Genomic DNA, 8,251 nt, shown 5'->3' on the forward strand with positions numbered 1-8,251 from the left:
GTCCCACACGCCGACAACCAGCCGATTTGGAACTTCAGGGGGGTACTGGGGTAATCTCGTCGAGCACGAGCGAGAGCAAATGCAACGGGCTGTGGCGCAGCTTGGTAGCGCACTTGACTGGGGGTCAGGTGGTCGCAGGTTCAAATCCTGTCAGCCCGACCAGGTCGGAGGCGGTTTCCGCCTCCGACCGGTCACGTTTTGTGGACCAATTGTGGACCACAGCGCCATCCGCGAGTCCAACGGGTTCGTCGGGCACAGGTGTATTCAACAGGATCGTCCCGCTCCTCTGCAGTGAGTTTCCGGACTCCGCGAGCAGGGTCGATCGGCCAGATTCTTCACATCCCATATGGCGATTGCTGGACGATAACCAGCCGCCTCTAGAGGCACCTATCCTTCTGATATCTCCCATGTACAGGCGGAGGTGGAAGGGAGTTCCCCATGAGCGATGCGGCCCACGAACATTCGCTACTCAGCCAGCACATGTACACCACCGGAGAAGTCGCCCGAATCCTCGGTGTCGACGCTTCGACGGTGCGGCGGTGGCGCCGCGGCGAACCTGCCGAGGGGCCGGGATTCATCCGGATCTCGGATCGAGTCACGATGTACCCCGAGCGCGATCTCGAGGTTTATCTGGCTGCCCGCCATACCATTCCGCCGGTATAGCGGCACGCCTCGCAGAAGAGGTGGGCCGAGATGACTAACCCCGTGGCGATCCCGATCGGGATCAAGCTGACGACCGATATCGAGGTTCTCCAGCGCGCCGGTTCGGGAAATCCGTTTCGCGCCCGTGTGCGCTGGACCGATCCTGTCACCAAGGATCGGCCCTCCAAATCGGAGACATTCGAAACCCGAGAGCTCGCCCAGGCGTGGCTCGACCGGCTGATCCGATTGTCGGCTCGCGATATCGACCCGGTCCGCGCATGCGTCACGCTGACCCAATACGGCACCGACAACATGGATTTGGCGCTGAAAGGGCTCGAGGGAAAAACCAAGGACCCGTATCTCTGCGGCTGGAGGAAACGGGTCGTCCCGACAATGGGGCACCTGTGGGTCCCCACGATCACCAACGGCATCTGCGATCGGGCCGTCGTCGGATGGATCGAAGAACAGGGCTGCGGCAAATCCACGATCAAGAACACCCTCGCCGTCCTCAAACGCGTCATGGAACAAGCGCGCCGCGACGGCTTGGTCGATCTCAACCCGGCTCAGGTACGTGGGTGGCAAGCCCTCTACAAACAGATCGAGGACGAACTCGACGACCCCCGCGCACTCGCGATCCCGAACTGGGAAGCACTCGTCCAGTTGTGCGATGCATTGGTGGCCGCCTCATTCGAGAACTTTCACGGATGGGGCGATGTCGTCATGTTCACCGCCTGCACGGCCGCCCGCATCGGCGAGGTCTCCGGCTGCCTGGTCCGTGATATCGACACCGAGAACTGGATCTGGACCGTCCGACGCCAGACCACCCCGGGTCCGGGCGGACTGACCGACAAAGGCACCAAGGGGAATCGAGCCCGCTTCGTACCGATCATCGAACAAATCCGCCCGATGGTGGCCAGACGCATTGAGCCCCTGCGCCATAAGCCGAACGCGCGGCTGTTCACGGGCCCGCAGGGAGGACGCATCAGCACCGCCGGGCTTCGCGATCGCACCCACTGGGACGATGTCGTGTCAGGACTCGGCTACGACCACCTCGTCCGCCATACCCTGAGGCACACCGGACTCACATGGATGGCCGATGCGGGCATTCCGCTGCATCGACTGCAACAAATTGCGGGCCATGCTGATTCGCGTGTTACCGAACGGTACATCCGCCCGGACCACGCCCGTCTGGCCAAGGCGGCCAAGAAGCTGGCGAAGCACCTGCGCTCGGTGGCCTAGAACGATTTCACCCCAGGCCCCCGTGCGAAGGGCCTGGGGTGAGACCGGGGTAATCGCCAGATGGTCGCACACACCATTGACGCCAGAAGACTACATCGCGCGGTGCCACCACTCCCGCGCGGATCGTCTGTATCGGAATAGAACTCGGTTCGAACCAGTGACGACCTCTATCCAGCACGCCGATCGTGCCCCCGCAAACCCGCGCGCAAGGGATCCTGGATGCGGCTTCGTTCGCCAACCAGGTGGAAAGGTCAGGTCAATAGCGTCCTACAGAAGCAGGAGCGGAATCGCTATCGATGACAGCTACTCCACCGGATGCTCAAGATTCGGCGATTGCCACACTCCCGCAGTTCCGGCGCGAATCCACTCCACGGAGAACCGGATCCTCTCGAGCCGACGCAGATACCCCTGGATTGCTTGCTGACGCCAGAGATTGACCTGCGCCGCGGCAACTGCCGCAGTGCGAGTCTGCTCTGGATCAGTGGGTGAATCATCCACCCACACAGTACGTTCGGCGTCCCGAACCCGATCCGGCAAACCAGCGAATGCATCCTCGGGGACGCACGTTACTGGAAGCAATGATCGGCTTGCCGATCCGTTCCGGTACCGCCACCGCCAGAAACTGCACCAACAGACCACCGAAGTAGAAGGCCAATACGTCGGCCTTGCCGAGCTCGAACGCATCGAGCACCGTGAACAGATCTCTGAACACCTAATCGGGGTTATACGCCTCGGGAGTCAACCCTCGGGCGCCGGTTCCATCTGTCCTACACCCTGCAGGGATTATCGCTGCTGCTGCACCGGCACGGCTGGAGCTGGCAGGTCCCGGCACGCCGTGCGGTCGAACGCGACGACGCCGCGGGTGACGGTATGAGTGAAAGACACGTGGCCGCAGGTAAAACGACCGCGGCGGCGCACAAGGCATGGCTCGTCGTCGAGGACGAGTCCGGGTTCTCGACGACGCCGCCGACCACACGCACCTGGTCCCCACGCGGGCTCACCCGGTCATCCGAGTGCACGGATGAGCCGGGCACCAGGACTCGATCACCGCACTGACCTGCTACAAACCTGGATCCCCGTCCCGGCTGATCTACCGGCCCACCGCAAGGGTTTCGGCTGGACCGACTACCGCGACCTGCTCGTCGCCGCCCACCACCCAGCTGGCGGGACCACTGGTGGTGGTCTGGGACAACCCCAACTCCCAAACCACCGGCATGTGCGCCTTCGCCACCGAACACGATTGGCTGACCATATTCCGGCTGCCCACCTACGCCCCGACCTCAACCTCGTCTAAGGAATCTGGTCACCGCTACGCAACGCACTGGCCAACACGCTCTTCACCGACTCCGACCACCTCATCGCCGCCGTCCGTACCCGGCTGCGGCGAATCCAACACCGTCCCAGCCTGATCGACGGCTGCCTTGCCGGCACTGGCCTGAACCTCATCACCACCCCGTCATGACGACTACGAATTGAAGCTCGTTAGCCATGGAGCGAGCAATCCAGCGATAAGAATGGGTGCGGCGAGGACAAGCCAACCGGCGGCACCAAGATTAAGTATCAGGACGGCCGCTACGGCCGGGGTGGCGGCCACGCCGAGCTGGGTAGACAAGCTGAACACGCCTTGGTAAACGCCTTGGGCACCGGGCGGCGCGAGGTCATAGGACAGGGTCCAGCTGCCAGCGCTATAGAGCAACTCTCCACTGACGTGCACGCTGACCCCAACGGTGATGAGCAGGACGCCTGTCCAGACCGGCAAGCCCTGCGTCAGAGCGAAAATCACGCAGGACAGGGCGCCCAGAATGCCGGACCGGCGCAGCGCACGAGCTGCACCGGTCACGTCGTCGGTTCCTCTGCTGGCCCTCACCTGGAAGACCACCACGGCCACCGAGTTGAGCAACAACATCACCGCATACACGGAGGTCGGGATGTCGGTGCGGTCCTCCATCCACAATGGGAGCGCGAACGTCAGCAGCCCGTCGCTCATGGCAAGCATCGCATTCAGCCCTGCAAAGACGAGGAACGTCCGGTCATGCAGGGCAGAAAGGCCTGATGGGGCGTGGCCAACGCCCAGTTCCTCGTCGCGGGGCAGGACGAGACACACCAGACCTGCGGCAGCGAACAGCAGGCCGGTGGCTGCTAGGAACCAGGCGTAAATGACGCGTTCGCTGCTGGTCAGGACTACGGCCCCGAACAGGGTGCCCAGGCCCATGCCGAGGTTGGAGACTGCTCGTAGATAGGCACGGGCTCGGACGCGGCCCGTGGAATCGAGTGCATTGGCGATCAGGGCTCCGCGGGAAGCCCTGGCCGCAGATTCCGCCGTAGCGACCACCGACACCGCCACGACCAGGCCCCAGAAAGTTCGGACGACGGTGTAGCCGAGGACGGCGGCGGCCTCCACGAGCAGGAACACAGACGTGGTCAGGCGAGCCCCAGCTCGGTCAGCGAGATATCCCGCGGGGATACTGGCGACCATCGCGATGACTGCAGCAAGAGACAGTCCGAATCCGACTTCACTCGCGGAGATATGGACGATCTTGGTGAAGTAGAGTACGCAAACCGACGCGATGAAACCAGTGGCGATGGCCCTGGACAGGTTGCTGGCGCTCAGTACCCACAGCGGCCGGGAGTCGGGTAGCAGGCCGTTGATACGCCCGGTACGTGTCCTTTCCGTCATCGAGCGAGCCACCCGAGATTGCGGGTCAGCTGACCGCTCACAGCGCCGGGACTGCGTGGACAGCGTGGGAGAACGAGTGCTGCGCGGAGCCGATCCGCAGTTCCAGAGCGCTCTCATCGGGAGCACGTAGCAACGCAATCGCCGACCGTTGTGCGGTATCGCTCTGCTCGTCGGGTTTTCTGTCGCCCACCGAGACGTTGAGGTTGACCTTGACGATTCCTTCCATAGCCATAATTTCCTCCCTGGATGGCAGGCGGGTGATGGTCCCGGGCGGGCAGGCCAACAGGGTGAAGCCAACAGCTTCGGATCGAGGTGCGGCAGCTAGATCGGGGTGGTGCCCCATCGCCAAGGAGGCTCCGCAGAGCCGCAGATCGATCCCGTATTTATCGAGCACCGCATCGGCAACGAAGGCGCCGCCTGCCCTGGCACCGCATTCGGAGAAGACCAGGCCGGCAGTTGTTAGGAACGCCTCGAGGTGGAACACCGTCGTAAGGAGGCCGAGTGCGTTAAGTGCGGCGGCGGCGAACGGCCTGGCCTGCTGGTACAGGACCGGATGGTCGCGGGAGTCCAATGTCAGTGAGGCTGGGACAGTGCCGGACCGGACGCTCAGAAGGTTATCCAAATACCGGGATACACTGAGGAAATGCAGCTCGCCGTCTATCATGACGCCGTCCAGATGCAATTCGGTGCCCTCGACTAGGCTCTCCAGCAACATCGCTGGCTCGGCCCCCGGATTCGGCCGGTAGCCATGCCAGGCGGCGAGCGTGTCTGCGGGTCCGTTCACACGGCTTGTATCCCTGGTGCCGCCGCCTGAAACCGGTTTGAGAATACGTGGCCAGGAGAGCTGTTCGAGCTGGACCTCTTGTGGAACGGCCCCCTGCTCGAAAACGAGGTAGTCAGCGACGGGGATCCCCGCGTTTGCCAGCCTCTGCTTCTGCACGAACTTGTCGCGAGCCGCGATGGCCGCATCGACGGTGATTCGTAGATCGCCGAAGTGGCAACCCAGAACTGCAGCCGGTACCACCGCCTGCTCCTGGTCAGTGTGTACGCAGTCGAAGGATGCGTATTTCGGCCCGCGTCTCGCTAGCGCAGAGAGTACCTGAACGACATCGCAGAAGTTCCCGACCTCGACGACGTCGTAGCGGCCCGACGCTAGTTCAGGGTATTTGGCGAGGTGGGTTATCTCGGCTACTACAACCGGGTTGCATGGCAGTGAGCTCATAACGGAATCGAAACCCGGCTTCCAACCGAGGACGAGCATACGCATCGGTGACTAATCTCTTTCCTTCGAAGGGTTTGTGTTCAACCGCAGCCCCCTCATACGGGCGTGACCTCCGTGTTGGCCTGGAACCAGGTCAACATTTGTCTCATGCGCTTCTCGACCTGCGCCGGCTCATCACCGGAGATCAGGACCTGGCCGGCCGACAGGTGGGAAGCACTACTGCAGTCGGGCATCGTGTCCCCGGAGCTGTGAGTGATTTCGGCGTACACCACCGCGTCCCGAGCGCGGACCTCAGCATCGGTCGGCATGGATATGATCCGGCCGGGCGGTGCGGTCAGGTTCATGTCACCGACGGACTGTGAGGTCGCTACGTCGTCGGCGTGGATGGCAGGCGGTATATCCAGTACCGCTCGGGCCCACTCGTCGTGTAGATCAACCCCAAAGCCTGCCAGGACCATCTCATCGGTGCGGCCTCCCCCGATTCGCGCGGCGCACTCGCTGAACACCAGCCCCTGTCGGCCGATGAACGCCTCCAGGTGGAACACGCCGTCCTGGTGGCCCAGCGCCTTCAGACTCCGCTCCACCAGTTGATCCGCCTGTTGATAAATGTCGTCGTACTCTGCCCGGGGCAGCGTGATCGCGGCCACCAGCCCGCCTTTATGGATCTCAACCAGGTTCTGCACGTATCGGGAGATTCCAAGGAAGCGGACAGTGCCGTCGCGGACGACTCCGTCGATCTGGAGTTCGGCACCGTCAACGAACTCCTCCGCCAGCCATGGGCCGAGATTGACTTTGTTCGCTGCCTCCAGCGAGACGCGGAGATCGTCGAGGGAACGGGATACGAAGGTGTGCTGAGAACCCGCTCCGGCGAAAGGCTTGAGGACTACTGGCGCACCGGAGAAATAATCGCCGATAACGTCCATGCTCCGCGAGTCCAAAATGTCCAGCACCAAACACCGGGCAGTCTGGACTTCTGCGGACCGGATGAGTTCCTTCTGCAAGAATTTATCCCGCATCGCCAACGCCACATCGCACGCGATGGCGCTCCCACCGCAAAGATTTCCCACGATCGACGCAGTGACCAGCGCGAACTCTTTTCCACTGGCGGCAATGTCGTACTCGCGAACTCTGCGACCGTTGCGGAGCAGGCCGGCGAGGACCTGCTCGGCGTCAGCGGGGTCGCCTACAACGATCAGCCCTCGGGCCAAATCCTTCGCCCGTGCTGAGACGGCGTCTTTGGCTGCCACCACACAGTCCACCTCCGCGCCGTGCCGATTCAACGCGGCAATGCTTCTCGGCTTCCAGCCCAGCATCAGAACCCGCCATCTTCCGCCAACCACCTGTGTCGGCCCGGATCCAAAAACCCCAAGAGACATGGAAATACCTCACTTAGCGTCTGCGAACTACATTGGAAAAGCTCTCCCCGGGCCAACGGCGACAGCCCAGATATCGCTCACGTTGGTGCCAGTCGGACCAGTGACAACGCAGTCTCCTGCGACGCTCAATGCGGCTGTACTCCGATGCTCCGCCAGGTCGTTGCTCAGTCGACGCCCGTGTTGCTGAATTCGCTCGGCTGTCAGAGCATCCACGATGGCGCCTGCACAGGTGCCACCTCCATCGGAACCGTCACTGTCGAGGAATCCGGCGGCAATTCGCGAATCAGCTGGCAGCGCCTGCGCGAACGCTAGGGCCGCTTCCTGGTTCGGGCCGCCGCTCGGCTCTTTGTGACCCGGGCCACCGATGGCGTCGGGATCAACCTTGACAGTCATCTCGCCCCCCGCGCCCAACATCATGCAGGGCACGGGAAAAGGACGCCCCTGCTCAAAGCACTCGATTGCGATGCTGGCGAGCACACGCCCCACAGTGGAAGCCTCACCCTCGATCCGGTTGCCGAAGACAATAGGGATGAACCCCTCGTCCGCAGCTGACGCCGCCATAGCCTGCAGAGCGTTTTCCGCCGTGCAGACGAGGACGGTTGTGATTTCTTGATCTGTCAGTGTCGGGGTCTCGCACGAGGGATCCTGCAAGTGGGCCCTGATCTCAGGAGCGACCGCATCCCACAGTCCGTTGTCTTGCAGCACCTGGCGCGCTTCCCGAACCGTAGAACGATCCTCGACGGTGAGATCTGTAATGCAGTCGAGCCTGCCGCTCACGACATCTGGGACCGTCAGGTTGACAATGGTGGCGGCCCCCATAGCCCTGGCGAGAAGGCCGCCCTTGATTGCCGACGTGTGTTTGCGGACCGCGTTGTTCTCCTCGATTGGAATCCCGCTAGCGATCAAGAGTCGGTGAAGCTCTGCCTTCGCTGCGAAGGGAATCCCTTCAGCGGGTAGGCAGGCGAGTGCTGAACTGCCGCCTGTAAACACACACAACACAAGGTCCCGCGGCGTCACCGTTGAGGCGGCACCCCAGCCGCCGAGCCAGTACGTCGGCGACCTCGCAGGCGGTCCGGAAGTTGAACTCCGCGGTCT

At 62.7% G+C, this 8,251-nt stretch carries 9 protein-coding genes and 1 tRNA gene; 4 read left to right on the forward strand and 6 right to left on the reverse strand.

Annotated features, from left to right (window positions below; all coding sequences use genetic code 11):
* The first annotated feature begins 85 nt into the window (after positions 1 to 85).
* The 3 genes from ACWELQ_RS30000 to ACWELQ_RS30010 all read left to right on the forward strand — a co-directional run bounded on the left by ACWELQ_RS30000 (position 86) and on the right by ACWELQ_RS30010 (position 1,881).
* Positions 86 to 162 (forward strand) — tRNA-Pro (locus ACWELQ_RS30000).
* Positions 163 to 438: 276 nt separating this feature from the next.
* Positions 439 to 663, forward strand: coding sequence for a helix-turn-helix domain-containing protein (locus ACWELQ_RS30005; RefSeq protein ID WP_452400394.1), 225 nt, complete (start codon positions 439 to 441; stop codon positions 661 to 663).
* A 30-nt stretch (positions 664 to 693) separates the two neighbouring features.
* Positions 694 to 1,881, forward strand: a complete 1,188-nt coding sequence (locus tag ACWELQ_RS30010; RefSeq protein WP_452400395.1) for a tyrosine-type recombinase/integrase — start codon at positions 694 to 696, stop codon at positions 1,879 to 1,881.
* Positions 1,882 to 2,371: 490 nt separating this feature from the next.
* Here the strand turns inward: ACWELQ_RS30010 and ACWELQ_RS30015 are convergent, their stop codons facing one another.
* Complete coding sequence (locus ACWELQ_RS30015) at positions 2,372 to 2,593, reverse strand: hypothetical protein (protein WP_452400396.1); 222 nt, start codon at positions 2,591 to 2,593, stop codon at positions 2,372 to 2,374.
* An 83-nt stretch (positions 2,594 to 2,676) separates the two neighbouring features.
* Here ACWELQ_RS30015 and ACWELQ_RS30020 point away from each other — a divergent pair, with 83 nt between their 5' ends.
* Entirely contained in the window at positions 2,677 to 2,937 is a 261-nt protein-coding gene (locus tag ACWELQ_RS30020) for a winged helix-turn-helix domain-containing protein (RefSeq protein ID WP_452400402.1), read from the forward strand.
* A gap of 34 nt (positions 2,938 to 2,971) precedes the next feature.
* Here ACWELQ_RS30020 and ACWELQ_RS30025 read toward each other — a convergent pair whose 3' ends face one another.
* The 5 genes from ACWELQ_RS30025 to ACWELQ_RS30045 form a co-directional block, all read right to left on the reverse strand.
* Positions 2,972 to 3,112, reverse strand: coding sequence for a hypothetical protein (locus tag ACWELQ_RS30025; RefSeq protein ID WP_452400397.1), 141 nt, complete (start codon positions 3,110 to 3,112; stop codon positions 2,972 to 2,974).
* Positions 3,113 to 3,346: 234 nt separating this feature from the next.
* A complete protein-coding gene (locus tag ACWELQ_RS30030) occupies positions 3,347 to 4,558 on the reverse strand; it encodes an MFS transporter (protein WP_452400398.1) in 1,212 nt (403 codons plus the stop codon).
* Between the two features lie 37 nt (positions 4,559 to 4,595).
* Complete coding sequence (locus ACWELQ_RS30035) at positions 4,596 to 5,825, reverse strand: ATP-grasp domain-containing protein (RefSeq protein ID WP_452400399.1); 1,230 nt, start codon at positions 5,823 to 5,825, stop codon at positions 4,596 to 4,598.
* Between the two features lie 50 nt (positions 5,826 to 5,875).
* On the reverse strand, positions 5,876 to 7,093 hold the full coding sequence (locus tag ACWELQ_RS30040) for an ATP-grasp domain-containing protein (protein ID WP_452400400.1): 1,218 nt from the start codon (positions 7,091 to 7,093) through the stop codon (positions 5,876 to 5,878).
* 90 nt (positions 7,094 to 7,183) lie between these two features.
* Positions 7,184 to 8,251 (reverse strand): DUF4147 domain-containing protein (locus ACWELQ_RS30045; RefSeq protein ID WP_452400401.1); only part of this gene is annotated, 1,068 nt, incomplete at its 5' end.

The sequence above is a fragment of the Nocardia sp. NPDC004722 genome, from assembly GCF_053601505.1.

Bases quoted from the DNA above. Each gene is read 5' to 3' on its own strand.
- ACWELQ_RS30030 (WP_452400398.1), bottom strand. From the start codon at position 4,558: ATGACGGAAAGGACACGTACCGGGCGTATCAACGGCCTGCTACCCGAC.
- ACWELQ_RS30040 (WP_452400400.1), bottom strand. From the start codon at position 7,093: ATGCTGGGCTGGAAGCCGAGAAGCATTGCCGCGTTGAATCGGCACGGC.
- ACWELQ_RS30035 (WP_452400399.1), bottom strand. From the start codon at position 5,825: ATGCGTATGCTCGTCCTCGGTTGGAAGCCGGGTTTCGATTCCGTTATG.
- ACWELQ_RS30005 (WP_452400394.1), top strand. From the start codon at position 439: ATGAGCGATGCGGCCCACGAACATTCGCTACTCAGCCAGCACATGTAC.
- ACWELQ_RS30010 (WP_452400395.1), top strand. From the start codon at position 694: ATGACTAACCCCGTGGCGATCCCGATCGGGATCAAGCTGACGACCGAT.